The sequence below is a fragment of the Streptomyces sp. NBC_00597 genome (genome assembly GCF_041431095.1).
GTDB lineage: Bacteria > Actinomycetota > Actinomycetes > Streptomycetales > Streptomycetaceae > Streptomyces.
This window is the reverse complement of record NZ_CP107757.1, coordinates 1459028-1484618: the sequence shown is the minus strand read 5'-3', so window position 1 is coordinate 1484618 and position 25591 is coordinate 1459028. Positions and strand designations below refer to the sequence as shown.

General features: G+C 72.4%; 19 protein-coding genes and 2 pseudogenes. 14 read left to right on the top strand and 7 right to left on the bottom strand.

What is annotated here, in order from left to right:
• Window positions 1-86 precede the first annotated feature (86 nt).
• Both OG974_RS06335 and OG974_RS06330 read left to right on the top strand, forming a co-directional pair.
• Window positions 87-2387 (top strand): MMPL family transporter, encoded by a 2301-nt coding sequence (locus OG974_RS06335; protein WP_371645726.1) that lies wholly within the window; start codon window positions 87-89, stop codon window positions 2385-2387.
• Window positions 2384-3121, top strand: a complete 738-nt coding sequence (locus tag OG974_RS06330) for a DUF2993 domain-containing protein (protein WP_327281639.1) — start codon at window positions 2384-2386, stop codon at window positions 3119-3121. The genes OG974_RS06335 and OG974_RS06330 overlap by 4 nt, the downstream gene beginning before the upstream one ends.
• Before the next feature lie 24 nt (window positions 3122-3145).
• On the opposite strand, the gene OG974_RS06325 is transcribed toward OG974_RS06330, so the two are convergent.
• A complete protein-coding gene (locus OG974_RS06325) occupies window positions 3146-3937 on the bottom strand; it encodes an SDR family NAD(P)-dependent oxidoreductase (RefSeq protein WP_327281638.1) in 792 nt (263 codons plus the stop codon).
• 195 nt (window positions 3938-4132) lie between these two features.
• Here OG974_RS06325 and OG974_RS06320 point away from each other — a divergent pair, with 195 nt between their 5' ends.
• A complete protein-coding gene (locus OG974_RS06320) occupies window positions 4133-5074 on the top strand; it encodes an NAD-dependent epimerase/dehydratase family protein (protein ID WP_327281637.1) in 942 nt (313 codons plus the stop codon).
• The gene (locus OG974_RS06315; RefSeq protein WP_371645723.1) at window positions 5044-8526 is read left to right on the top strand and encodes an aminotransferase class I/II-fold pyridoxal phosphate-dependent enzyme; all 3483 of its coding nucleotides are present in this window, start codon (window positions 5044-5046) and stop codon (window positions 8524-8526) included. Before OG974_RS06320 ends, OG974_RS06315 begins: the two co-directional genes overlap by 31 nt.
• 11 nt (window positions 8527-8537) lie before the next feature.
• Here OG974_RS06315 and OG974_RS06310 read toward each other — a convergent pair whose 3' ends face one another.
• From OG974_RS06310 to OG974_RS06295, 4 genes are all read right to left on the bottom strand, one after another.
• Window positions 8538-9125 carry a toxin gene (locus OG974_RS06310; RefSeq protein ID WP_327281636.1) on the bottom strand — a complete coding sequence of 196 codons (588 nt, stop codon included), beginning with the start codon at window positions 9123-9125 and terminating at the stop codon, window positions 8538-8540.
• Window positions 9122-9598: a helix-turn-helix domain-containing protein gene (locus OG974_RS06305; protein ID WP_327281635.1), complete on the bottom strand. Its 477-nt coding sequence runs from the start codon at window positions 9596-9598 to the stop codon at window positions 9122-9124. Before OG974_RS06305 ends, OG974_RS06310 begins: the two co-directional genes overlap by 4 nt.
• 124 nt (window positions 9599-9722) lie before the next feature.
• Entirely contained in the window at window positions 9723-10964 is a 1242-nt protein-coding gene (locus OG974_RS06300; RefSeq protein WP_327281634.1) for an MAB_1171c family putative transporter, read from the bottom strand.
• Window positions 10961-11692 carry a WHG domain-containing protein gene (locus OG974_RS06295; protein WP_327281633.1) on the bottom strand — a complete coding sequence of 244 codons (732 nt, stop codon included), beginning with the start codon at window positions 11690-11692 and terminating at the stop codon, window positions 10961-10963. The genes OG974_RS06300 and OG974_RS06295 overlap by 4 nt, the downstream gene beginning before the upstream one ends.
• A gap of 147 nt (window positions 11693-11839) precedes the next feature.
• Between OG974_RS06295 and argG the strand changes: the two genes are divergently transcribed.
• The 3 genes from argG (at window position 11840) to OG974_RS06280 (ending at window position 16357) form a co-directional block, all read left to right on the top strand.
• A complete protein-coding gene (argG, locus tag OG974_RS06290) occupies window positions 11840-13288 on the top strand; it encodes an argininosuccinate synthase (RefSeq protein WP_327281632.1) in 1449 nt (482 codons plus the stop codon).
• 178 nt (window positions 13289-13466) lie between these two features.
• Entirely contained in the window at window positions 13467-15113 is a 1647-nt protein-coding gene (locus tag OG974_RS06285) for a protein kinase (protein ID WP_328761537.1), read from the top strand.
• A 62-nt stretch (window positions 15114-15175) separates the two neighbouring features.
• Window positions 15176-16357, top strand: coding sequence for an epoxide hydrolase family protein (locus tag OG974_RS06280; protein ID WP_327281631.1), 1182 nt, complete (start codon window positions 15176-15178; stop codon window positions 16355-16357).
• 33 nt (window positions 16358-16390) lie between these two features.
• Here the strand turns inward: OG974_RS06280 and OG974_RS06275 are convergent, their stop codons facing one another.
• Both OG974_RS06275 and OG974_RS06270 read right to left on the bottom strand, forming a co-directional pair.
• The gene (locus OG974_RS06275; protein WP_327281630.1) at window positions 16391-17797 is read right to left on the bottom strand and encodes a M1 family metallopeptidase; all 1407 of its coding nucleotides are present in this window, start codon (window positions 17795-17797) and stop codon (window positions 16391-16393) included.
• Between the two features lie 38 nt (window positions 17798-17835).
• A pseudogene (locus OG974_RS06270) lies at window positions 17836-18840 on the bottom strand (Pls/PosA family non-ribosomal peptide synthetase); the annotation flags it as partial.
• Here OG974_RS06270 and dpgA point away from each other — a divergent pair.
• The 7 genes and pseudogenes from dpgA to OG974_RS06235 form a co-directional block, all read left to right on the top strand.
• A pseudogene (gene dpgA / locus OG974_RS06265) lies at window positions 18840-19634 on the top strand (3,5-dihydroxyphenylacetyl-CoA synthase DpgA); the annotation flags it as partial. The pseudogenes OG974_RS06270 and dpgA overlap by 1 nt on opposite strands.
• Window positions 19635-19654: 20 nt before the next feature.
• A complete protein-coding gene (dpgB, locus tag OG974_RS06260) occupies window positions 19655-20344 on the top strand; it encodes an enoyl-CoA-hydratase DpgB (RefSeq protein WP_327279931.1) in 690 nt (229 codons plus the stop codon).
• Complete coding sequence (dpgC, locus tag OG974_RS06255; protein WP_327279930.1) at window positions 20341-21696, top strand: (3,5-dihydroxyphenyl)acetyl-CoA 1,2-dioxygenase DpgC; 1356 nt, start codon at window positions 20341-20343, stop codon at window positions 21694-21696. The genes dpgB and dpgC overlap by 4 nt, the downstream gene beginning before the upstream one ends.
• A 6-nt stretch (window positions 21697-21702) precedes the next feature.
• Window positions 21703-22995 carry a PLP-dependent aminotransferase family protein gene (locus tag OG974_RS06250; protein WP_327279929.1) on the top strand — a complete coding sequence of 431 codons (1293 nt, stop codon included), beginning with the start codon at window positions 21703-21705 and terminating at the stop codon, window positions 22993-22995.
• Window positions 22992-24182, top strand: coding sequence for a cytochrome P450 (locus tag OG974_RS06245; protein ID WP_327279928.1), 1191 nt, complete (start codon window positions 22992-22994; stop codon window positions 24180-24182). The genes OG974_RS06250 and OG974_RS06245 overlap by 4 nt, the downstream gene beginning before the upstream one ends.
• Window positions 24183-24194: 12 nt before the next feature.
• The gene (locus OG974_RS06240) at window positions 24195-24404 is read left to right on the top strand and encodes a ferredoxin (RefSeq protein ID WP_327279927.1); all 210 of its coding nucleotides are present in this window, start codon (window positions 24195-24197) and stop codon (window positions 24402-24404) included.
• A 22-nt stretch (window positions 24405-24426) separates the two neighbouring features.
• Window positions 24427-25566, top strand: coding sequence for a glycine amidinotransferase (locus tag OG974_RS06235; protein ID WP_327279926.1), 1140 nt, complete (start codon window positions 24427-24429; stop codon window positions 25564-25566).
• Window positions 25567-25591: the final 25 nt, after the last annotated feature.

Genomic DNA, 25591 nt, shown 5'->3' with positions numbered 1-25591 from the left:
GCAAATGGGGGCGCAGTGCCCGCCCCGGTGCTCGCCGCGTCCCACCCGCGTTGAATTAATTGCACTACGAGTGCAATGATGCCCGCATGTTCGTCACCCTGGGGCGCTGGTGCGCCCGTCGACCGAAGCGGGTCGCCGCAGCCTGGCTCCTGTTGCTGGTGAGCCTGGCCGCGGCGGTGGGCGTGCTCGGCAGCGCCACCACCGAATCGGTCTCCATACCCGGCAGCGACAGTCAGGCCGCCCAGGACGCCGCGCGCGTCTTCGCCGACTCCGCGTCGGGCCGCCAGCCCCTCGTCCTGCACACCCCCGCGGACGGCGTGCCGCTCACCTCGGCCCGCGCGCGCGACGCCGTCCAGGAGGCGGCCCGCGCCCTGGCCGGGCGCGACCACGTGGTCGCCGTCACCACCCCGTACGAGCCGGCCGGTGCTGCGGCCCTCGCACCCGACGGACACACCGCCTACCTGTCCGTCGAACTGGACGTGGCGGGCCGGGACATCACCGCGGACATCGCCCACGACCTCGTGGACGCCGCCGAACCGGCCGCAGCAGCCGGGATCGAGGTCACGCCCGGTGGCAACCTCGCCGCCGCGGCCGACAAGAAGTCCACCCGGCGCAGCGAGATCATCGGGCTCGTCGCGGCCTTCGCCGTCCTGTACCTCGGATTCCGCAAGCCGATCGCGGCCGCGGTGCCGCTGGCCGTCGCCGTCGTGGGCGTCGGCATCTCGCTCGCGGTGATCGGCCTGACCGGCCACCTGATGGACATGCCGTCCGCCGGCGCCACCATTGCCGCGATGATCGGGCTCGGTGTGGGCATCGACTACAGCCTCTTCTGTCTCACGCGCTTCCGTGAACTGCTCGCCACCGGGAAGGGGATCGAGGACGCCGCCGCCCTCACGACCGGGGCCTCGGGCAAGGCCGTGGCCTTCGCCGGCGCCGCGGTCATCGCGGCACTCGCCAGTCTGGCCCTCGGCGGCCTGCCCCTGCTCCGGGCACTGGCGCTCGCACCCGGCATAGCCGTCCTGGTCGCCATGGCGGCCACCCTCACCCTGCTGCCTGCGCTGCTCTCCCTGCTGGGACGGCGCCTGGCCCCCGCCCCGGTGGCAGGGGACGCCCTGGTCGCACGGGACACCCCGACCGCCCCGCACGCCGCCGACCTGCCGGAGGCCCCGACCGTCCCCGACACCCCGACCGTCCCCGACACCCCGACCGCCCCGCAGGCCGCCGACCTGCCGGAGGCCCCCCGGCCGCCGGAGCGCGGCTGGGCGCGCGTCGCCCGGCACGTCGCCGACCGGCCCTGGCGGTACCTGCTGGCGGGCCTCGCCTTCTTCGTGCTGCCGGCACTCGCCGCGGCCCAGCTGTCCTTCGGCCAGCTCGACGGCGGCGACAAGTCCCCCGGGACGGCCGGCCGTACGGCCTACGACCGCCTCGAAGCCGCATTCGGCCCCGGCGTCAACGGACCGCTCCAGGTCACCGACCGGCTGCCGAAGCCGGCGTCCGGACCCACGGACCCGGCCGTCACGGCCGTCGGCGAAGCACTGAAGGACACCAGCGGGGTCGCCGCGGTCGGACCGGCGCAGCTGAGCCGCGACGGCAGGACCGTTCGCTGGCAGGTCACCCCCACCACTGCGCCCGGCGATCCGGACACCGCCGGCCTGGTCCACCGCCTGCGCGACAGCACCCTCCCGCCCGTCACCCGGAACACCGGCCGGGAAGCCCACGTCGGCGGCGTCCCCGCGACCCAGCTGGACCTCAACGACCGGCTCGCGCAGCGCCTGCCCGCCGTCATCGGGCTCGTCCTCGCCATCGCCGCGCTGCTCCTCCTGCTGGCCTTCCGCTCCCCGCTGGTCGCCGCCAAGGCGGCCGTGCTGAACCTCCTCTCGGTGGCTGCCGCCTACGGTGTGCTCACCGCGCTCTTCCAGTGGGGCTGGGGAGCGGCGCCGCTCGACCTGCCGGGGCCCGTGCCGGTCCCCGGGTACGTACCGCTGCTGATGTTCGCGGTCCTGTTCGGGCTGTCCATGGACTACGAGGTCTTCCTGCTGAGCGCCGTCCGCGAGGCATGGCTGGCGACCGGGGACAACCACGGCTCGGTGATCGCCGGCCTCGGCAGGACCGGGAGGATCATCACCTCGGCCGCGCTGATCATGGTGTGCGTCTTCCTCGCCTACCTCTTGTGGGACGACCCCGTCGTCAAGATGTTCGGGGTCGGCCTCGCCACCGCGGTCGCGCTCGACGCCACCGTCGTCCGCGGGCTCCTCGTCCCCACCACGATGGTCCTGCTCGGCAAGGCCAACTGGTGGATGCCCCGATGGCTCGACCGGCTGCTGCCGCAGATGCACATCGAAGGCGGCGGCGAGACACCCGTACCCGAACCCGTGAGGAACGCATGAACCGCACCGCTCCGTCCGAAGCTCCCGCGCGCGCCGCCGGACACGGCACGGCTGCGAGCCGTCCGCGACGAACCCGGCGCTGGGCCCTCGCGGGCGCAAGCGGGCTGCTCGTCGGCCTCGTACTCGCCGACCGCGTCGCCGCCGGCGTCGCCGAGGGCCGCATGGCCGACCGGATCGCCGCACGGCAGAGCGCCCTGGTGGCGGCGCCGAACGTCTCCATCGACGGCTTCCCCTTCCTGTGGCACGCGGCGGCCGGCACCTACCCGCAAGTGGAGGTCGAGGGCCGCGCCGAGACACGGGACGGACTGCCCGTCACCGCCGCCTTCGACCTGCGCGACGTGTCCAAGAAGCCGGGCGGGTACTCGGCGGCCGCGGCGAGGGCCGAGTTCAAGGTCCCGCTCGACGCGCTCGGGGCGAAACGCGGCCCGGACGTCCGGCTGACCGGGCACGACGGGCGGTTGGAGATCACCCGGTCCGTCATGGGGGTACCGCTCGTCGTGACCGCCGCGCTCACGCTCACCGGTGACACCGTCACGCTCGAACCGACCGCGGCCTCCCTGGCGGGCCGTCCCCTCGACCCGGCCAACCCCCGGATCGTGGCCGCGCTCAAGGCGGCGGAACGCAAGATACCGGAGCTGCCACTCGGCCTCTCCCCGTCGGCGATCTCCGTCGACGGAAGCGACGTGACCGTGCACAGCGAGGCGAAGGACCTCGCCCTCCCGGCCCGGACATGACCGGGAGGCGGCCCCGCCACTCGGTCAGCGGCTCTTGCGCTGCGCCTCGACGATGCTGCGCACCGTGCCGTCCACCCCGGCACGGCTCTGCACCCGCTCGGAGAAGGCGGGGAACTGCCCGGCGATCGCGACGAGCGCCTTCAACTCGGCGGGTGCGACGTTGACTTCGCACTGGTTGCGCTCGACGGCCCGGATGACGCCCCGCGCCACCTGCACGGGCGACACCGTCCGTGCGCCGGCGGGGGTCTTCGCGCCGGTCGCGGCGAACATGCCGGCGTCGCGGACGTATCCCGGCTGGATGAGCGACACCCCCACGCCCGTGCCGTGCAGGTCCTGACGGAACGCCAGCGCGAAGCCGCGCAGCCCGAACTTCGTCGCGTTGTACAGGGAGGACGACTTGGTGGCGGCCTTCCCGGAGATCGAGCCGATCAGCGCGATGTGGCCCTGACCCGCATCGACCATCCGGGGGGCGAGCAAGCGTGCCAGCATGATCGGCGCCCGCAGGTTCACGGCGAGGGACCGGTCGATCTGCTCGGGGGTGTAGTCGAGCAGATCGCCGCTCGACGGGAGGGCGGCATTGGCGATGAGGATGTCGGTCCCGGCGCACTCCGCGGCCAGCCGTGCGACATCGGCCGCGTCCGCGAGGTCGGCGAGGACGGCCCGCGCTCCGAGTTCGTCGGCCACGGCCTTCAGGGCGTCCTCGCGACGCCCGGTGACCACCAGTTTCGCGCCCTTCGCGGCGAGCGTGCGGGCCAGCGTGAGGCCGATGCCGCCGGTGACCCCGGTGAGGAGAACGGTTGATCCGGTGATGCGCATCCCAATACCCTCCTGTTGTTCGTTCGAACGAACAGTAGTCAGGGTCTGAGTGTCGTGTCCATGACCAACGCCTAGGTCGGGCGCGGGGCGCGTCCGGTGGGCCCCGTCATGATGCCCTGGCCCCCGGCAGAACCCCGCGGGACCGGTGGGGCCAAAGCCCGTTGGGGAGACGGGTGCTCGCGCTAGTGTTCGCCCGTGAGCCTTCATGTCGTCATGGGATTCGGGCCCGCAGGGGCCGCCACCGCCCGACTTCTGGTCGAGCAGGGCCATTCGGTGCGGGTCGTGACCAGATCGGGCCGCAGCGCGGAGCCCGGTATCGAGCACGTCGCCCTCGACGCGACGGACAGTGGACGCCTGGCCGCGGCCGCACGGGGCGCGGCAGCCATCCACCAGTGCGCCGCCCCGCCCTACCACCACTGGGCGCGTCAATGGCCGCCGCTGATCTCGTCCGTCTGCGCGGCGGCGGAGTCGACCGGGGCCGTCCTGGTCATGCTGGGCAACCTCTACGGCTACGGACCCGTGGACGGCCCCATCACCGAGGCGGGGCCCCTCGCGGCGACCGGCCCCAAGGGGCGGGTCCGCGCCGCCGGCTGGGAGGCGGCGCGCACACTGCACGAGGAGGGCCGCATCAAAGCGGTCGAGGTACGGGCCTGCGACTTCTTCGGGCCAGGTGTGACCGACGGCGGACACTTGGCCGGTCGGGTCATGCCCCCGCTGCTGCGCGGAAAGTCGGTCTCCACCCTCGGGGACCCGGACGCCCCGCACAGCTGGAGCTACCTCCCCGACGTGGCGCGGGCCATGGTCGAAGTCGCGGGCGAGGAACGGGCCTGGGGGCGGGCCTGGCACGTTCCGACGGAACCCGCCCTGTCCGTCCGCGAGATGGTGGGCCTCCTCGCGGCCCGGGCCGGAACTGCGCCGGTGGCGGTGCGCCGGCTGCCGCCCGCAGTGTTCGGCGCAGCCGCGCTCTTCTCGCCGCTGCTCCGGGAACTGAAAGAGATCCGCTACCAGTTCGACCGGCCCTTCATCGTCGATTCGAGTGCCTACGAAGCCGAGTTCACCGTCCGCGCCACCCCCGTCGACGAGCAGGTCAAGGCGACGGTGGACTGGTGGCGCGAACGACTGGCCACACCCCGGTGACGCCCCCGGCCGAGGGCGGCGGCACAGCGAGCCCGGCCGGGGGAGCGCGGCGCGACGACATCGCGATCGTGGGGATGGCCTGCAGGTTCCCGGGGGCGCCGAACGTCAACCGGTACTGGCAGCTCCTCACCGCCCCGCAGCCGCAGTTCTCCACCGTCCCCGACGAGCGGTGGCGCTCCGCCGCCTTCCTCTCCGACGACCTCCGCGACACGTCCTCCGCGTACACCGACACCATGGCCCTGCTGCCGGACGTGGGCCACTTCGACGCGGCGCACTACGGCATCCCACCCCGCCGGGCCAGATCGATGGACCCCCAGCACCGGCTGCTGATCGACCTCGCGCGGGAGGCCATCCAGGACGCGGGGTGGGAGACCGACGGCTTCGACCGCGAGGAGACCTCGGTGATCACGTCGCTCACCGAGAGCGGCTACCGGGAACTCAGCACCATGCGGATACGGATGCGGCAGCTGGCCGGCGGTGAGTTCGGCGCGCGGGCTGCCGATCCGCGGTGGGCGCAGACGGTCCGCGCGGTGGACGGGCTGCACGGCACGTCCGTGGCCGGGCTCCTCCTCAACATGGGTCCCAACACGATCAGTTCGGTTTTCGACCTGCACGGCGAGAGCTACGCGCTGGACTCGGCGTGTTCCGGCGGGCTCATGGCCGTGGCCAACGCCGTGTTCGCCCTGCGCGCGGGCCGCAGCCGCATCGCACTGGCCGGCGGCGCCCAAATGATCCTTGCTCCGGACCTGTTGGTGGGGCTGAGCCGGATCGGCGCCCTCTCGCGCAGCGGCCGGTGCCTGCCCTTCGGTGCGCAGGCCGACGGATTCGTCCTGGGGGAGGGCGCAGGAGTCCTCGTGCTACGACCCCTGGCCGACGCGCTGGCAGCGGACGACCGGGTCTACGCGGTGATCCGCGGGGTGGGCACCGCCAACGACGGGACCGTGCAGGGCGGCATGCACCCCGAAGCGGCCGGCCAGCTGCGGGCCCTGCGCCGGGCCTACCGGGACGCGGGACTGGGCCCGGACTCGGTGGGGTACCTGGAGGCACACGGCACCGGGACGAGGGTCGGTGATCCGGTCGAGGTCGCCGTCCTGCGCGAGCTGCGCGGTGACCACGCCGCGCCCGCGTTCCTCGGTGCGGTGAAGGCCGTGGTGGGGCACTCGCTGAACGCCGCGGGGATCGCCGGACTCGTCAAGACCGTTCTGGCCGTGCACCGGGGAGTGATACCGCCGCAGCCGGAGTTAGAGCCGGCCGACCCTGCCGGGCTCGAAGCGGCGCGGTTGACCATCCCGACGCAGGCGACCCCGTGGCCGGAGTCCGGGCAGCCCCGCCGGGCAGGGGTGAGCGCCTTCGGATTCGGAGGCACCGGCGTCCATCTGGTGGTGGAGGAGTGCGCCACGGCCCCCGCCCCGCCGGCGCCGGACGGGCGACCGCACCTCCTGGTGCTGAGCGCCCGGGACCGGCCCGGGCTGGCCCGCTACGCCCGGGAACTCGCGCACACCATCGCCGTCGACCGGCCGCCGCTGGCCGAGGTGGCCGCAACCCTGGCCCGCCGGACTCCCCTCGTGCAGCGGCTGGCCCTGGTGGTGCGGGACCCCGGGGACGCCGTAGACCGGCTGACCGCGGCGGCCGAGACCGTGGCGGCGGGCCGCACCGCAGACTCCGGGCCCGGACGGACGCCGGCGCAGGACGACACGGTCACCACCGGCGCGGCGGCGACCGTGCGGACACCACCGTGCACCCTGCCGCCGAGTCCGCTCGCCCCGCGGCACCACTGGGTGGTGGACGGGGCGGCCCGAGAGGCGTCGGACCAGGCACCGGACGAGGCACCGGACGAGGCGCCGGGCCAGGCACGGGACGAGCCGGCGGACCAGGTGTCGGACCAGGTGGCGCAGCCGCCCGACGCGGGGCGCCCGCCCGGGCCCGCGCCCGAGGCGGCGCGGGCCGACGGAGGCGGGTCCGCGGCGTCCGTCGTACTCGAAGCGGTGTCGCGGACGGGTGTCTTCCCCCTCTCCGACCTGAGTACACGGATGACGCTGACGACCGATCTCGGCTTCGACTCCCTGATGCTGCAAGAGCTGGAAGTCGTCATGGGCCAGCGCGTGCCCGGCTTCTCATCCGACGAGTTGTACGCCCCCGGACTGACCATCGAGCGGCTGATCACGCTGGTCGCCCCGCACGCCACCGATCCGCCGCCATCCGGTGGGCCGCCGCCCCCGCGGCCCGACACCGTGGACCCGAACACCGCCACCACGTGCGTCGACGACTTCCCCGAAGTACGGCAGTTCGAGGAGCGCGTGCGCGCGATCGACGCCAGTGGCGCGGGCTTCCCGTACTTCCGCGTCCACGAGGGCACCATCCGTGACACGACCCTGATCGGCGGCCGGTCGTACCTCTCCTTCGGCAGCTACAACTACCTGGGGCTCTCCGGCCATCCGGTGGTCAGCGAGGCCGCGCACAGGGCGGTGGACCGCTACGGGACCTCGGTCTCCGCGAGTCGGATGCTGTCCGGCGAGCGGGACCTGACCGTACGGCTGGAGCGGGTGCTCGCCGAGTTCCTCGGCGTCGAGGACTGCCTGGCGCTGGTGAGCGGGCACGCCACCAACGTCACCGCGATCGGGCACCTCGTCGCCGCGGGCGACCTCGTCCTCCACGATGCGCTCGCCCACGACAGCATCCTCCAGGGATGCGCGCTGTCCGGGGCGGCCCGGCGTCCGTTCGCCCACAACGACATGGGCCGGCTGGAACACATGTTGAGGGTCAACCGGTCCCGTTTCCGGCGGGTACTGATCGCCGTCGAGGGCGCGTACAGCATGGACGGCGACATGGTCGACCTGCCTGCGGTCGTCGAGCTGAAGAAGCGTTACGGCGCCCTGCTGCTGGTCGATGAGGCGCACAGCATCGGCACCGTGGGCGAACACGGCCGCGGGGTGGGCGAGTTCTACGGCGTCGATCGCTCCGCAGCGGACCTGTGGATGGGCACCCTCTCCAAGGCCTTCGCCAGCTGTGGCGGTTACCTGGGAGGCTCGGCGCGGACGGTGCGGTGGCTGCGGCACACGCTGCCCGGCTTCGTCTACAGCGTCGGCCTGACCCCCGCCAACGCGGCCGCGGCGCTGGCCGCCGCCGAGCTGATCGCCGCAGAACCGCAGCGGGTGCGCACGCTCCAGCGGAACGCGGAGCTGTTCCTCGGCCTGGCCGCCGAGGCCGGTCTGGCGACGGGCTCCAGTGCCCGTACGCCGATCGTGCCGTGCCTGCTGGATGGTTCCGAGCGGACCCTGCGCGTCGCGGACCGGCTGTTCGACCGCGGTGTCATCGCGGACCCGATCTTCCACCCCGCAGTGGAAGAGGGGCTCGCGCGGCTGCGGTTCTTCATCACCAGCGAACACACCGAAGGCGACATCCGCCACGCCGTGGCCGTCCTGGCCGAGGAGGTGGCGGCCACAGGGGAGTGATGGGGGGTGATTCAGAACAGCGTGCGCTCGATGCGGTCGAGCGTGGCCGACTCGCCGGTTGCCTCCCCGTCCGCGGACGCGTCCGCGCCGCCGGTCGCCGGCATCGCGTCGCGTTCCGCGCCGCCGCCCAGCCGCTGGGACAGCAGATAGGCGATGACCTCCGCTTCCTGTTCCTGGACGTCGTCGTAGGTGGCGCGCAGGAGCATGTCGCGTACGAGGTCGGGGTCGAGGTTGGGGAAGAGGATGCGGGAGCTCGCCTCGTCCAGGAGGCCCGCCCCGCGGTGGCAGCAGATGATGTGTCCCAGCTCGTGCAAGATGATGTGCTCCTGATGCGCGCTGGTGGTGTTGGCGTCGTAGAAGATGAGGTCCTCGTCGCGAGCGGCGACCCACATGCCGCACGGCTGTGACGCGGGCATCGGCATGGGCACCAGCGTGATGGGCCGGTCGCGGATCTCGCCGAGGTAGCGGCAGAGCTCGGCGACGTCGGCTCCCTCCGGCAGGTCCAGCGCGGCGAGTCGGCGCGCGCCGTCCTTGCGGAGCTTCTTGAGCCGGCTGCGGCGGTCCTGGTCGGCCGACCGTCCCTTGCCGGGGACCCTCACTCCGGGTCCGAATGGTCCGCGCGGTGCGAGGGGTCTGCGGGGTCCGCGGGGTCGGTGACGGGGGGAAGGCCCTGCATCTGCCGGTACTGGTCCATGATGGCCGTGATGGCCTGGAGGTTCTCCTTCTTCATGCCGGCCGCGCGCATCGCCACGGAGCGGACGCCCGCCTGCCGCAGGGCTTCGATGGCGGCGACCTCGCCGAGCACCGATTCGGCGACCTTGTCGTCGAAGAAGTAGGCGACCGATACGCCGAAGAACCGGGCGAGGGCGGCCAGTAGCTCCGGTGAGGGGTTGGAGCGCTTGCCCGTCCGCAGCTGGGACAGGTACACCCCGCCCGCCTTGAGGTCGGGGTTGGCCCGTTTCAGCTCCTCGGCCACTTCGGCGTTGGTCCAGTGCTTCCCCTTGGGACGAACCGTCTTGAAGAGGTTGTCCAGACGCACTGCCAGTACGGGCCGGTCGTCAGTCTCGGACACTGCGGATCTCCCTCCCCCCACCTCCTCGGTATTGCTCTCAGCTATTTTCCAGTTTTGCAGATTAGCGGTCAGTTGACAATCTGGCGTGAGTCCGCCACCGTGGGAGCTCGCCGATAGCTGACAGCTAACTTTGCTTACGGGGGTAGCCGAGTGGGGCGTCAGTCGAATCGGCCGGGCCCGGGCCGGCCCTCGGGGGATGGGGGCCGGCCCGGGCCCGGCCGATCTTGCGGTAGACGGAAGCGACCTGGGCGAGCCAGGCGACCTCCGCGGTGAAGTTGTCCGGATCGCGGTCGTCGAAGTCGCCGGCGTCCTTGCTGTCGACGGGGACCGTACCGGTGCGCTTGGCGTGCAGGGCCTGCCTGATCTGCGTCGCCTCGGCGAACGCCTGCCGGTACTCGCCGCTTCCCCCTGGATCCGCCGCCCCGGTGCCGGCGGGGGAGGAGCGGTCGATGTACGGGCGCAAGTCCCGCCACCCGTCCCGTATTTCGATGACCCGACGGTGCAGGCGGTAGTTCAGGTCGGAGACCGCGGCCGAGCCCGACGGCTCCAGGACGATGTCCGGGGAGGCCTCGTACAGGTCCCGCCAGAGCGGGTAGAGGGCCCGGTACGAGCGGTATCTGCGCACCCACTCCAGCAGCTTGGCCGCCGACGACTCCCAGGAGGAGATGGTCAGGCTCAGGGAGAGCACGACGATGCCCGCCGCACTGAAGACGGACGCCGCGACCTGCCAGACGCCGATGTCGATCCCCCACGCGGCGGTGAGGATGTTCACCGTCCGGCACAGGCAGTACAGGAAGAGGACCACGGCGGCGACCGAGAGCAGCCGCAGTGCCTGCCGCAGCGAGGCCTTGCCCGTCATCCGGGCGTACGGCCCGCACTGGCGGAAGATGGTCACGCACGGGACCGCCTGGGACACGATGAAGACCAGGAGGTACGTGAGGACCAGCGGCCGGCCGCTGCCCGTGTTGAAGTCCGAGGCGGGGCGGTCCGGACCGTCGGCGATGAAGAAGAGCGCGATCAGGAGCGCACTGAGGGCGACGCCGGTCACCAGCCAGTAGCGCACCCTGCGCACCGCTTCCTCGGTGGCCGTCGCCCAGCGCAGCAGGATGATCTGCGCGCTGACGCAGAAGGCGACCGCCGATACGTGCATCACCAGGATCGCGAGGTTCCCGACGCCCAGGAAGCTCTCGCCCCCCATGGCGACGGCGCCCATCGTGAAGGTGAGGCACTGGAGCAGCAGGGTGACGACCAGGGCGCGGTAGGCGTTGTCCCGCCAGCTGCGCCCCACCTGGCAGAGCCGGTAGGCGAGCGCGGCGTAGGACGACAGTGCCGCGATCGCGAAGCAGAGGGTCCTGGTGGTGTTCACGGCCTGGTGCGGGTCTTCTCGTCCAGCGGAACCGTCAGGCCGATGCCCTCGGCCGCCACGGCGATGGCGAAGTCGAAGTACGCGGACTCGTCCCGGACGCTGTCGTGGGTACGGCTGAAGACCTGGAACACGAGGAGGCCGATCAGGCTGCTCCACAGTGCGATGCCGCGCTCGATCAGGTCCGAGAACGGAGCCTGCGGAGTGCCGCCGAAGAGCGCCACGGCCTCGGGCAGGAGCAGCGGCGGTCCGGGCACCACTCGTCGGGGAGGGGTGAGTTCCCCGTCCGCCAGCGCGGACCGCACGATGCCCGCCAGTACCGCGGGGGTGCGTGCGGCGGCCGGGACGGTGTCCTGCGGGGCGTGGTAACCGGGCACGGGAGAGCCGTAGATCAGCGTGAACTCGGGGGAGTTGGCGAAGGACCAGTCCCGCAGCGCGCGCGTCACGGCGAGGAGCCGCACCCCGGCCGACGCACCGGCGGCGACGGCGCTCTGGTCGGCCCGCTCCATCGCGGCGGCGGAGTCGTCGTAGGCATCGATGACGAGCGCGGTCAACAGGTCGTCGCGGTGCGGGAAGGCGTCCTCCACGTCGGCGACGGCCAGTCCGCTGTCCTTGGCGACGGCCTCCAGGGACAGTCCGGCGGCCCCCAGTTCCACGAGCAGGCGGCGGGCGGTCGCCTTGACGGCCCCGGCTCGCGTGGCGTTCTCATCGGTGGCGCTAGTGGAATCCATGGCCACACCGTACCCATCGGTCACCGGGGCTCCGTGGCCATTCGCCGGAGCACCCCACGAACACGTTGAGATCAGGCCACGGGTCGATCGCCGACGGGCACCCGGCCCGGGTTTGCATAGACATGCGTTTAAGTGCATACTCTTCCCATGTCTAAGGTTCTCACCTCCCTTCCTGCCGGCGAGCGCGTCGGCATCGCCTTCTCGGGCGGCCTCGACACCTCCGTCGCGGTCGCGTGGATGCGCGACAAGGGTGCCGTCCCCTGCACCTACACCGCCGACATCGGCCAGTACGACGAGCCCGACATCGCGTCGGTGCCCGGCCGTGCCAAGGCCTACGGTGCCGAGATCGCGCGCCTGGTCGACTGCCGGGCGGCGCTGGTCGAGGAGGGCCTGGCCGCACTCGCCTGCGGCGCGTTCCACATCCGCTCGGGCGGCCGTGCCTACTTCAACACCACCCCGCTCGGCCGCGCCGTCACCGGCACCCTGCTGGTCCGGGCGATGCTTGAGGACGACGTACAGATCTGGGGCGACGGCTCGACCTTCAAGGGCAACGACATCGAGCGGTTCTACCGCTACGGCCTGCTCGCCAACCCCCACCTGCGCATCTACAAGCCGTGGCTCGACGCCGACTTCGTCACCGAGCTGGGCGGGCGCAAGGAGATGTCGGAGTGGCTGGTCGCCCACGGGCTGCCGTACCGCGACAGCGCCGAGAAGGCGTACTCCACCGACGCCAACATCTGGGGCGCCACCCACGAGGCCAAGACGCTGGAGCACCTCGACACCGGCGTGGAGACGGTGGAGCCGATCATGGGCGTGCGGTTCTGGGACCCGTCCGTCGAGATCGCCACCGAGGACGTCACGATCGGCTTCGACCAGGGCCGCCCCGTCACGATCAACGGGAAGCAGTTCCACTCCGCGGTCGACCTGGTCATGGAGGCGAACGCCATCGGCGGCCGCCACGGCATGGGCATGTCGGACCAGATCGAGAACCGGATCATCGAGGCGAAGAGCCGCGGCATCTACGAGGCGCCCGGCATGGCGCTGCTGCACGCCGCCTACGAGCGCCTGGTCAACGCGATCCACAACGAGGACACCCTCGCGCACTACCACAACGAGGGACGGCGCCTCGGCCGACTGATGTACGAGGGCCGCTGGCTGGACCCGCAGGCCCTCATGGTCCGCGAGTCGCTGCAGCGCTGGGTCGGCTCGGCGGTCACCGGCGAGGTCACCCTGCGGCTGCGGCGCGGCGAGGACTACTCGATCCTCAACACCACCGGCCCGGCCTTCAGCTACCACCCGGACAAGCTGTCGATGGAGCGCACCGAGGACTCCGCGTTCGGCCCGGTCGACCGGATCGGCCAGCTCACCATGCGCAACCTCGACATCGCCGACTCGCGCGCCCGGCTTGAGCAGTACGCGGGCCTCGGCATCGTCGGCACCGCCCACCCCGAGCTGATCGGCGCAGCCCAGGCGGCGGCGACCGGCCTGATCGGCGCGATGCCGGAGGGCGGCGCCGAGGCCATCGCCTCCCGCGGCGAGGTCTCCGGAGACGACGAGCTGCTGGACCGCGCCGCGATGGAGTTCGGCACCGACTGACCGGTGGGCAGCCGCCCGGGGCGGTCCGGCACGCGACGACGTGCGGACCGCCCGGGGGCCGTCCGCCCCGCCCCGCTGCAACTCGCCGTCCCGGACACGCGCTTGCTCGAACGCCCCTGCCATACGCTGGGGGCTTCTCGGTACGCGGGTGGGCGAACGGCTGTGGAAGGAGCGTGTGGTGACGGCGGGGGAGGCGTACGGCGCGGAGCTGGTCGACAGGTTGCTAGGCGGGCGGTACCGGGTGACCGCGATGATCGGACGCGGTGGCATGGGGGTCGTCGCCCGCGCGGTCGATGAACTGCTCGGCCGGGAAGTCGCCGTGAAGGTCATGCGGGCCTACACCGATGCCTCCGCGGCCGAACTGGCAGATCTGCGCACCCGCATGCAGCGCGAAGCGCAGGCCGCCGCCCGCATCCGGCACGCCGGCGTGGTCACCGTGCACGACGTGACCGAGGAAGAGGGCCTGCCGGTCATCGTGATGGAACTCGTCGACGGTCCCTCCCTCGACGACGTACTGGACGAGCGCGGCCCGCTCGGGCCGCGCGAGGCCGCCGCGATCGGCGCCCGGCTGATGGACGCGCTGGACGCCGCACACCGCGCCGGGGTCCTGCACCGCGACGTCAAACCGGCGAACGTGCTGCTGGAGCGGGACGGACGGGTCGTGCTCACCGACTTCGGCATCGCCACCCTGGAGCCCTCGGGTGACGAGGACATGACCAAGCTGACCCGCAGCGGCGACATCATCGGCTCCCTGGACTACCTCCCGCCGGAGCGCGCCCAGGGCAGGGAGCCCGGCCCCGCGTCGGACATCTGGTCGCTCGGCATGACGCTCTACTCCGCGGTGGAGGGCACGTCACCGTTCCGCCGTACGTCCGCCTGGTCCACGCTGTCGGCGATCGTCACCGAGCCGCTGCCGCAGCCCCTCCGGGCCGGCGCACTCACGCCCGTACTGCACGCGCTGATGGCGAAAGAGCCGGGGAGCAGGCCCACCGCCGGCCAGGCGCGCGAGATGCTGCAAGCGGTGGCCGACGGCAGGACCGCGCCCGCGGCCGCCGCGCCGGTACCGCAGTCCGCAGCCACCCCACCGACGACGCCCCCGCCGGCGGGCGGATCGGCCGTGCCCGCGGGTGCCCCGGTACCCGCGCCCGGCTACGGCGCCGCGCCGGTCGCGCACCCGCAGCCTTCCCCGCAGCCGCCCCACCCCGGCCGGCCGGAGACCGCCGCGCAGCCCGGCCCGCGCATCGCGCCCCAGGCCGCCGGCACGGGAAGAGCGGCCCGCGGGCGCATCGTCATCGCGGCGGCGGTCGCCGTCGTACTCGTCGGGGGCGGCGTCACGTACGCCGTCGTGGGCAAGCACGGAGGCAAGGGCGGCGGGCAGGCCCAGACCACCCGCAGGCCTTCCCTCCCGCAGGACGCCAAGCCGCCGAAGCCGGGGAAGGACGCCGGCAAGCCCGGCAAGTCGCCCGCAGCCACGCCCAAGCCGGCCCCGAGCGGCAAGAGCGGCGGCCCGGCCCCACAGGCGTCGACATCGCCGACGGCCGAACCCGGTCCCGTCTCGACGAGTTGCACCGGCTGGAACCACGAGGACCGCAACGCCGGAACCTACGGCTTCATGGCGGGCAGCTACCACCTCACGACCGGGCCCTACCAGTCGTGCCCCGCCGTGGCCATGGCCAAGTCCGGTACGAAACTCCAGTACCAGTGCTATGTCGTCAATGCGTACGGCAACAAGTGGACCTACGTCCGCGCCGCCGACGCGGCCGCATCCGGATGGATGTCGAACGACAACCTGACCCGCCAGAGCGGCCCGTTGACCCGCTGCTGAATCCCGGCGACCCGCTGCCGGCACCCGGCCCCGATCGAACCCCACGGCCTAGGATGCGTTCCATGCCGGACGCCCCTCCCCGCCCCGAGCCGTTCACCCCGCAGACCGCCCCCGCGGAGCTACGGGACCTGCGCGCGCGGCTGCGTGCGACGCGGTGGCCGGACACGCCCGAGGACGCCGGCTGGTCGCTCGGGACCGACCTTGACTATCTGCGCGAGCTCGTCGCCTACTGGGCGGACGGCTTCGACTGGCCGGCGCAGGAGGCGGCGCTCGCCCGGCTCCCGCACTTCCGGGTGCCGCTCGACGGCGGATCCGGGCTGAGGGTCCACTTCGTGCACGCCCGGGCCGCGACGCCGGCCGGGACCGTCCTGCCGCTGGTCCTCAGCCACGGCTGGCCGGACTCGTTCTGGCGCTACTCCAAGGTGATCCCGCTCCTCACCGACCCCGGTGCGCACGGCGCCGATCCCGCCGACGCGTTCGACGTGGTCGTCCCCGACCTGCCGGGCTACGGATACTCCGACCGCCCCACGGGCCCGCCCCTCGACACCATCGCCGTCGCCGGGCTGTGGGCCGAGCTCATGGGGGTCCTCGGCTACGAGCGGTTCGGCGCGGCGGGCGGGGACCTCGGCAGCCACGTCAGCCGCTACCTCGGCCTCGACCACGCCGACCGGGTCGTGGCCGTCCACCGCACCGACGCGGGCCTGCCGCTCTACACCGGCGACCCGGCGGACCTCGCACCCGAGGAGCGCACCTGGCTCGCGGAGGCCGCCGCATGGGGTGCGGCCGAGGGCGCGTACGCCGCCGTGCAGCGGACGAAGCCCCAGACGGCCGCCTTCGGCCTCACCGACTCGCCGGCCGGGCTCGCCGCGTGGATCGTCGAGAAGCTCCGGGCGTGGAGCGACTGCGACGGCGACATCGAACGGCGCTTCACGAAGGACGAGATCCTCACGAACGTCACGCTGTACTGGCTCACGCGGACGATCGGCTCGTCGATGCGCATGTACCGGGCGAACGCCGCGATCCCGCCCGCACAACACGCCCGCCGGGTCGAGGTGCCGTCCGGCTTCTCGCTCTTCCACGGCGACGTCGTCCGCCCGCCGCGCGCCTGGCTGGAACGCACGGCGAACGTCGTGCGCGTGACCGAGCCCCCGCGCGGCGGCCACTTCGCACCGTTCGAGGAGCCCGAGCTGTACGCGGAGGAGCTCCGTGCCTTCTTCCGTCCCTACCGGCCGTCCCCGCCGTAAGGGGCCCGTCGTCCGGGGCCCGTCGTCCGGGCCTCAGGCGGAGGACCGGCCCGCCGGCCGGCCGTTCGTCGGCGGGTACCCGGGCTTCGCCGGCGCCGACGGTCGTACGGCCGGCGGCGGCGAGGGCAGCGGCGGCAGGGACGCCCCGTACAGCCAGGCCGAGAACAGGTCGTCGACCGGATCGGCCGCGTACCGGGCCACATGGGTGGTGAAGCCGGCGGTGCTCACCACGCCGTGGCGGTGCACGGTGGCCCAGTCGCGGAGCATGCGGAAGAACGCCTCCTCGCCCAGGGCGCAGCGGACCGCGTGCAGCGCGAGCCCGCCGCGCTGGTACAGGCGGTCGTCGAACATCAGTTTGCGGCCCGGGTCGACCAGTCGCAGATCCTGTGGCTGCGAGGTCAGCAACCGGTGTGCGGCCGCCGCCTGCGCGTGCGCCGTACGGCCGCCGGAGCGCTCCGACCACAGCCATTCGGCGTACTTCGCGAAGCCCTCGTTCAGCCAGATGTGCCGCCAGTCGGCGATGGTCACGCTGTTGCCGAACCACTGGTGGGCGAGCTCGTGCGCGACGAGGCGTTCCGAGCCCCGTGCGCCGTCGACGTGGTTGGCGCCGAACAGGGACAGGCCCTGGGCCTCCACCGGGACGTCGAGTTCCTCTTCGGTGACGACCACCGCGTACTCGGCGAAGGGGTAGGGCCCGAACAGCTCTTCGAAGAGCTGCATCATGGCGGGCTGCCGGGCGAAGTCGCGGGAGAACCGCGGCAGCAGGTGCGCCGGTACGTAGGCGCTCTGCGGAACGCCGCCGAGCCCGGGGTCGCCGAGCAGCACCGTCTGGTACACGCCGATGGACAGGCCGACCAGGTAGCTGGAGGTCGGTGCGGGCTGCTCGTACACCCAGGTGGTCGTGCTGGCCTTGGTCGTCCGCGTGAGGAGCCGGCCGCCGGCCACCACCGTGTAGGCGGACGGGGTGTTGACCGAGATCTGGTACGAGGCCTTGTCGGCGGGCCGGTCGTTGCAGGGGTACCAGGAGGGTGCGCCGACCGGCTGGCTGGCCACCAGTGCGCCGTCGGCCAGTTCCTCCCAGCCGAGGCCGCCCCAGGGGCTGCGGACCGGCTTGGGGTTGCCCGCCCAGTGCACCTCCACGGTGAAGGCGGCGCCGGCGGGCAGCGGCTTGGCCGGCCGGATCCGGAGCCTGCCGCCCCGGTGGGTGTACTGCGGGGCCCGGCCGTTCACCATGACCCGACCTATCCGGAACTCGGCCAGGTTCAGCTGGAACTCGGTGAGCGGCGCCCGCCCGGCGATCGCACTCAGTCGGGCGGTGCCGGCCAGCCGGTTGGGGCCGGGCCGGTACTCCAGAGCGAGTTCGTACCGGTGCACGCGGTAACGGGAGTCGCCGTTGGCCGGAAAGTACGGGTCCGATACCGCTGTCTTCTGGCCGTTCATTTTGCCGCTTCCGCTCCCTGCGCTGTGCTCGGGCCCTGTCAGGTCCGCCATGCCTCGATCGGGTTGCCCAGCCAACGGGTGTCGGCGGGGACGGATTCCCCGGCCATCACGAGAGACGCGGGCCCCAGCGTGCTGTGGGCCCCGACCGTGCTTCCGGGCAGGACGATGCCGCCCGGGCCCAGGGTGGCGCCCTCGCGGAGGACCACAGTATCCGTCCTCAAGATCCGGTCGTGGAAGAGGTGCGTCTGCAACACGCAGCCGCGGTTCACGCTGACCGCGTCGCCCAGTACCACCAGGTCCGTTTCCGGCAGCCAGTAGCTCTCGCACCACACGCCCCGGCCGATGCGGCCCCCGAGCGCGCGCAGCCACAGGGTCAGCAGCGGCGTACCGGGTACGGATCCGGCCAGCCACGGCACGGCCAGTACCTCGACGAAGGTGTCGGCCAGCTCGTTGCGCCACACGAAGCCGCTCCACAGCGGGTGCTCCCCCGCCCGGTGCCGGCCCACCAGCAGCCACTTCGCGGCCACCGAGACCACGCACGCGGCCGCACCGGCGGCGAGCAGCACCGCTCCGGACAGCAGCGCAGTACCCCAGACGCCCGGGCCGCCGCGGCTCGTGCCCAGCGCGCAGAGCGCGGCCACGGTCAGGACGGCCAGCGCGGCCGAACAGAACACCGGGACGAGCCGGCACAGCTCCACCAGGCCCCGCGCCCACAGCAGCCGCGCGGGCGGGTCGTAGGTGCGGCTCTGGTCGGCGGACTCGGCGGACCGCGGCAGCCGGACCGGCGGCAGCCCCAGGTACGAGCTGCCCTTCTTGGCCTTCTTCGGGGTCGCCGAGAGCACGCCGACCAGGCCGCCTTCCGGCACCGTACGGCCCGGGGCGGTCATGCCCGAATTGCCGAGGAACGCCCTGCGGCCGATCTCGGAGTGTCCGATACGCATCCAGCCGCCGCCCAGTTCGTAGGGCGCGGTCAGGGTGTCGTCGGCGAGGAACGCGCCTTCTCCGACGGTGGTGAGACTGGGCAGCGCGAGCACGGTGGACAGGCTTCTCCGCGCTCCTCATCAAGGAGCTGGGGATCGATGTCCACTGCTCGCGGCTCGACGTCGTGGGCATGGGCTGCAACGCGGGCCTCAACGCACTGACCGCGGTGGCGGGCTGGGCGAACGCGCACCCCGGCGAGCTCGCGCTGATGGTCTGCATCGAGGCGTGCTCGGCGGCCTACGTGTTCGACGGGACGATGCGTTCGTCCGTGGTCAACAGCCTCTTCGGCGACGGGTCCGCCGCCCTCGCGGTCATCTCGCCCGCGGAGCCGGCCGTACCCGCCGAACCCGCGGTGTCCGCCGACTCCGGCTGGTCCGCCGCCCGCCGCCCCGCCGGCGAGGCGGCGGGCGCACTCGGCCCGGGCCTCCTGAAGTTCTCCAGCTGCATCATTCCCGACGCGGTCGACGCCATGCGCTACGACTGGGACGACGCACAGGGGAAATTCAGCTTCTACCTCGACCCGGAAGTCCCCTACGTGGTCGGCGCGCATTCCGAGATCGCCCTCGGGCGACTGCTGGAGGGAACGGGCCTGAGCCGTTCCGACATCTCCCACTGGGTGATCCACTCGGGTGGGAAGAAGGTGATCGATTCGGTCCGGGCGAACCTCGGTCTGAGCCGTCACGACGTCAGGCACACCACCGGTGTGCTGCGAGACCACGGAAACATCTCCAGCGGGTCGTTCCTTTTCTCTTACGAGCGTCTGCGCGCCGAAGGTGTGACCGCACCCGGCGAATACGGAGTGTTTATGACCATGGGGCCGGGATCGACCATCGAAATGGCCCTGGTCTCCTGGTAATGGAAGGAATAACTGTCCCAATGAACATCAACCGCGTAGAGATCGATCCGGCGCGCCCCCTCGCCGAGCTGACGGCGACCGTCAACACCCTCTGCGACGAGACCGAGAAGGCGGCGGGCAAGACCGCCGTGGTCCTGCACCTCGCTTCCTCCTCGGGCGACTCCCCCTGGCCCGGCGAGATCGGCGTCTCCGCCGTCAACCGCTGGGAGCGCGCCGTCCGCCGGCTGGAGCGGCTCGACGCCGCCACCGTCGTCGTCGCTGAGGGCGTCTGCGCCGGACCGGCCCTGGACCTCCTGCTGGCCGTGGACTTCCGCGTCGGCGTGCCCGGACTGGTGGTCAACCTGCCGGTCAACGACGGGCACTTCTGGCCCGGCATGGCCCTCTACCGCCTGGTTCAGCTCCTCGGGGTCCGGCGGGCCCGCCAGCTCGTCATGTGGGGCGCCGACATCACCCTCGCGGGCGCCCTCGAACTCGGCATCGTCGATCGCAGCGGTGACGGCGTCGAGGAGGCCGTCCGCGCGGCGACCGCGCTGACCGGCCACCTCGCGGACCGGGAGACGGCGCTGCGCCGCCAGCTGATCTCCGAGGCCGCGACGGCCGACTACGACGAGGCCCTCGGCATCCACCTCGCCGCCTGCGACCGGGAGCTGCGCCGCCTGCACACGGCGGCGGCCGCCCGCGCGGACCAGGCCGTGAAGGCCGCGTCATGAGTGCCGCCGCGCTGGACGCCCCGTTCTGGACACCTGACCCGCCCTTCTTCGGCGGCAGCCTGGCCGGCGATGCCGATCTGCTGGCCGCCTTCACTGCGGCGGGCGAGGACCAGCTGGGCGTGCTACCGGCCAAGCCGGACCGCGGGCCCGCCCAACAACGCTTCGCCGACGGCGTGTTCGCCGCCTGCCGGGCAGCCCGCCGGGCCTTCCTGGCACGGCACGCCGAGGCCGTGTACGACGAGCTCACCGACGGCCGGACCCGTCTGGTCCGGCTGCCCGACCTGGTGAGCGCCGCCGCCGAACGCTTCCCGGGGCTGACCCCCGGCCGGGAGCAGATGGCCGCCGAGGCGGCGCTCGTCCAGGCGGACAAGGAGGGGCGCGAGATCGACCAGGGCATCTTCTGCTCGGCTGTCCTGCACTCCCCCACCGCCGGCCGGCACCTCATCGACGCCATGCTTGCACCCACCCCCCGCGCCCGGCAGCTGCTCGGGGCGTTCCGGGCCGCGGACCGGATCGAGCTGGACACGGTGCTCGTCGAACGCCGCGGCCACGCCGCCCACGTGACGTTCCGCAACGCGCACACCCTGAACGCCGAGGACAACCGGCTGATCGCCGACCTGGAGACGGCGGTCGACCTGGTCCTGCTCGACGACCGGATCCGCGTGGGGGTGCTCCGCGGGGACGAGGTGAACCACCCCCGCTACGCGGGGCGCCGGGTGTTCAGCGCCGGCATCAACCTCAAGGACCTGCGCAACGGGGACATCTCGTTCGTCGAGTTCCTGCTCGGCCGGGAGCTCGGCTACCTGAACAAGATCTACCGCGGCCTACTGACCGCGCCCGAGCACACCGCCTGGGCCGACCGCACCGTCCAGAAGCCCTGGGTGGGGGCCGTCGACTCCTTCGCCATCGGCGGGGGCATGCAGCTGCTGCTCGTGCTCGACCGGGTGATCGCCGAGGAGGGCGCGTACTTCAGCCTGCCCGCCGCCGAGGAGGGCATCGTGCCCGGACTCGGCAACCTGCGGCTGGGCCGGCTGACCGGGGCACGCGTAGCCCGCCAGGTGATACTCGGCGGCCGCAGGATCGACGCGGGCGACCCCGACGCCCGGCTGGTCTGCGACGAGGTGGTGGCGGCCGGCGACATGGCGGACGCCGTCGAGCGCGCCGTCGCGGAACTCGGCGCGCCCGCCGTGGCGGCCAACCGGCGGATGCTCGCACTCACCGAGGAGCCGCTGGACTCGTACCGCACCTACCTGGCCGAGTTCGCGCTGGTCCAGGCAGGCCGCTCGTACAGCGACGACGTCCTCGCCAAGGTCGAGCGGCGCTGGCAGCAGTCACAGTCCCGGCGCGGGTGACCGGCCGTGGTCCTCCTCAACCCGTCGCGGCTGCACTCCTCGCTCCGGGCCCCCGTACTCGGATCGATCGGCTTCCTCAACGAGGTCATGGGCCGGTTCCCGGACGCGATCTCGTTCGCACCGGGCGCGCCCCATCCCGAGACCCTGCCCGACCCCGACCTCCAGCACTACACCGACCGCTTCCTCGACCACCTGGTGGAGCTCGGGGCGAGCCCCGAGCGGGCCCGCCGCACGCTCTTCGAGTACGGGCCCAGCCGAGGCCTCATCAACGACATCATCAGTGACGCGCTGCGCCGCGACCACGCACTCGACACCTCGCCCGACGACCTCGTCGTCACCGTCGGCGCGCAGGAGGGGATGCTCCTCGTCCTGCGGGCGCTGTTCGGCTCCGCGCAGGACGTCCTGGCCGTGGCCGACCCGTGCTTCGTGGGCATCACCGGTGCGGCCCGGCTGCTCGACGTCGATGTCGTACCGGTCGCCGAGACCCCCCGGGGCCTCGACCTCGACGGGCTCGAACGGTCCTGCCGGGAGGCCCGCCGCGCGGGCCGTGCGGTCCGCGCCCTGTACGTCGCCCCGGACTTCTCCAACCCGGGGGGCGGCCGGATGCCCCTCGACTGCCGCCACCGGCTGCTGGAGCTGGCGGAGCGCGAGGACTTCCTGGTCCTGGAGGACAACGCCTACGGGTTCACCGCCGGCACGGACGACGGGCTGCCGCTGCTCAAAGCACTGGACACGGCGCGCCGGGTGATCCACATCGGCACGTTCGCCAAGGTCGCCTTCCCCGGCGCCAGGATCGGCTACGTCGTCGCCGACCAGCCGGTGGCCGCGCCGGGCGGCGGCACCCTGCCCCTGGCCGCCGAGCTCGCCACCCTCAAGACGATGGTCACGGTCAACACCTCCCCGCTGCCGCAGGCCGTGATCGGCGGGATGCTGCTCGAACACGGCGGATCGCTGACCGCTCTGAGCCGTCGCAAGTCCGAGCTGTACCAGCGCAACCTCGGCTGCCTCGCGCAGGCCCTGGACCGCCATCTGACGGGGGCGGTGGGACCCGGGGTGCACTGGAACCGGCCGGAGGGCGGGTTCTTCATCCGGGTCCACCTGCCGGTGCGCGCGGACGCCGCCCTGCTCGAAGTGTCCGCGGCGAAGTACGGGGTCCTGTGGACCCCGATGGAGCACTTCTACGTCGGCGGCGGGGGCGAGCAGCAGATACGGCTCTCGTGCAGCTATCTCGACCCGGGCGAGATCGACGAGGGAGTCCGGCGCTTGTCCGCGTTCCTGACCAAGGAGATTGGAACATGATCCACACAGACGCACATCCCACGGTGCGGACCCACCCGTTCGACCCGCCGGCGGAACTGGCGAAGTACCGCCAGGACGAGCCCGTCCGCCGGATGAAGTACCCCGACGGACACGTCGGATGGCTGGTGACCAGCCACGCCCTGGCCCGCAAGCTGCTGGCCGACCAGCGGTTCAGCGCGCGCTCGGAGTTCAAGCGCGCGCCCGTGTCGCGGCCCGGCGCCGACCCGTTCTACGGGGCAGCGGCCCTGCCGGGGTGGCTCGTCGACATGGACGCCCCGGAGCACACCCGGCTGCGGCAGCAGCTGGCCGGCAAGTTCACCGCGCGCCGGATGCGGGAGATGCGCCCCCAGATCGAGCGCATCGTCGAGGACCTGCTGGACGCGATGGCCGCGCAGGGGGGACCGGTCGACCTCGTCGAGGCGTTCGCCCTCCCCGTGCCCTCCCTGATGATCTGCGAACTGCTGGGCGTGCCCTACAGCGAGCGGAGCGAGTTCCAGCGCAACAGCGAGATCCTCTTCAGCCTCCAGGCGACGGCTGCCGAGGCGTCCGAGGCCATGGACCGGCTGTACGCGTTCCTGCGCGGCCTTGCCGCCGACGGCTCGGCCGGCGAGAGCGGCGGGCTGCTGAGCATGCTGGCCGCCGACGGCACCCTCGACGCCGAGGAGATCGCGGGGGTCGGGGTCCTGCTCCTGACCGCCGGGCACGAGTCCACCTCCAGTTCGCTGAGCCTGAGCGCGCTGGCCCTGCTCGCCCACCCCGAGCAGCTGGCCGCGTTCCGCGACGACCCGTCCCTGACGGACAACGCCGTCGAGGAACTGCTGCGCTACCTCTCCGTGTTCCACTTCGGCGTGCCGCGCACCCCGCTGGAGGACGTGGAGTTCGAGGGCCACCTCATGAAGGCCGGCGAATCGGTCACGGTGTCCATCCCGGCGGCGAACAGGGATCCCGGCTGGTTCGAGGACCCCGATCGCCTGGACTTCACGCGGAAGACCTCCGGTCACATGGCGTTCGGATACGGGATCCACCAGTGCCTGGGCCAGAACCTCGTCCGCATGGAGATGCGGACCGCCCTGCCGGCCCTGTTCCGGCGTTTCCCGACCCTCTCCCTGGCAGTCCCGCCGGAAGAGGTGCGGCTGGCCTCGGACATGAGCGTCTACGGCGTCCACCAGCTGCCCGTCACCTGGTAAGGAGCACCACCCATGCGTCTCACCATCGAGCCCGGCGCGTGCGTCGGGTCGGGCCAGTGCGCCCTCGCCGTGCCCGAGGTCTTCGACCAGGACGAGGAGGACGGCACCGTCCTCCTGCTGGACGACAGGCCGACACCGGACCTGCACGAGGCCGTCCGCGAGGCCGCCGCACTCTGCCCGGTCGAGGCGATCGTCGCCTCCGCCCCCGGCAACACCCCGTAACCATCCAGGAGGTACTCCACCCATGGCCCTGAACAGCTACGACGAATGGTCCTCGCTCAAGGAGGTCATCGTCGGATCGGCCGACAACTACGCCCAGCGCGTCCGCGACCTGACCTTCGACATGTTCATCAGCGACAACCTCACCGGAGCCCGCGGCTACTACCCGTCCATCCGGGTGTCGCAGGACGGCGTGACCGACGAGTCCCCCGAGCGGATCGCCTTCCGTCAGCGGCTCGCCGACGAACTCGTCGAGGACGTGGAGGGCATGGCGGACACGCTCCGGTCGCTGGGCATCACCGTGCACCGCCCGATGGCGCCGGAGAAGTTCGACCGCGGCGTCTCCACGCCCTTCTGGTCCGCGCCGGTCACGCCGCCGCTCAACGTCCGCGACAACACGCTGATCCTCGGCGACGAGATCATCGAAACCCCGCCCATGCTGCGTGCCCGGTACTTCGAGACGAAGTTCCTCGCGTCGGTCTTCCAGGAGTACTTCCTCCAGGGGGCCCGCTGGACGACCATGCCGCGGCCGGTGATGACGGACAACTCCTTCGACCCGGGCAACGTGGCCACGGCCGCGCCCAACGTCGAGGTACCGCTGGAGCCGCAGCCCTCCCCGTACGACGTCGGCCTGGAAATGTTGATCGACGGTGCGAACGCGCTGCGCTTCGGCCGCGACGTGATCGTGAACATCTCCAACAAGAACCACGCGCTCGCCGTGGACTGGCTGGAGCGCCACCTCGCGGGCCGCTTCCGGGTCCACCGCATGCACAAGCTCACGCAGAGCCACATCGACAGCGTCATCGTCGCGCTGCGCCCCGGGCTCCTGCTGCTGCGTTCCGAGGGCGTCCGGGACTACCTCCCCGAGGCGCTGCGCAAGTGGGACGTCATCGTCGCGCCCACGCCGGCGCTGGAGGACTACCCGCAGTACGAGAACGGCGACCCGATCCCGCCGAGCCCGTACATCGACCTGAACCTGCTCTCGATCGACGAGTCGACGGTCATGGTCAACGACGCCTGCAAGACGCTCATCCGCACGCTGGAGGACCACAAGTTCACGGTCGTGCCGGTGCGCCACCGGCACCGCCGGCTGTTCGGCGGCGGTTTCCACTGCTTCACCCTCGACACGGTGCGCGCCGGCGGCGCCGAGGACTACCTGGGCTGACGCGCCGCACCGCCGTACGTTCTCC

What these genes read in the sequence shown, in the direction of transcription:
- OG974_RS06245 (WP_327279928.1), top strand. Translation starts at nt 22,992, where the DNA reads ATGATCCACACAGACGCACATCCCACGGTGCGGACCCACCCGTTCGAC.
- OG974_RS06330 (WP_327281639.1), top strand. Translation starts at nt 2,384, where the DNA reads ATGAACCGCACCGCTCCGTCCGAAGCTCCCGCGCGCGCCGCCGGACAC.
- argG (WP_327281632.1), top strand. Translation starts at nt 11,840, where the DNA reads ATGTCTAAGGTTCTCACCTCCCTTCCTGCCGGCGAGCGCGTCGGCATC.
- OG974_RS06240 (WP_327279927.1), top strand. Translation starts at nt 24,195, where the DNA reads ATGCGTCTCACCATCGAGCCCGGCGCGTGCGTCGGGTCGGGCCAGTGC.
- OG974_RS06280 (WP_327281631.1), top strand. Translation starts at nt 15,176, where the DNA reads ATGCCGGACGCCCCTCCCCGCCCCGAGCCGTTCACCCCGCAGACCGCC.
- OG974_RS06275 (WP_327281630.1), bottom strand. Translation starts at nt 17,797, where the DNA reads ATGAACGGCCAGAAGACAGCGGTATCGGACCCGTACTTTCCGGCCAAC.
- OG974_RS06325 (WP_327281638.1), bottom strand. Translation starts at nt 3,937, where the DNA reads ATGCGCATCACCGGATCAACCGTTCTCCTCACCGGGGTCACCGGCGGC.
- dpgB (WP_327279931.1), top strand. Translation starts at nt 19,655, where the DNA reads ATGAACATCAACCGCGTAGAGATCGATCCGGCGCGCCCCCTCGCCGAG.
- OG974_RS06235 (WP_327279926.1), top strand. Translation starts at nt 24,427, where the DNA reads ATGGCCCTGAACAGCTACGACGAATGGTCCTCGCTCAAGGAGGTCATC.
- OG974_RS06335 (WP_371645726.1), top strand. Translation starts at nt 87, where the DNA reads ATGTTCGTCACCCTGGGGCGCTGGTGCGCCCGTCGACCGAAGCGGGTC.
- dpgC (WP_327279930.1), top strand. Translation starts at nt 20,341, where the DNA reads ATGAGTGCCGCCGCGCTGGACGCCCCGTTCTGGACACCTGACCCGCCC.
- OG974_RS06295 (WP_327281633.1), bottom strand. Translation starts at nt 11,692, where the DNA reads ATGGATTCCACTAGCGCCACCGATGAGAACGCCACGCGAGCCGGGGCC.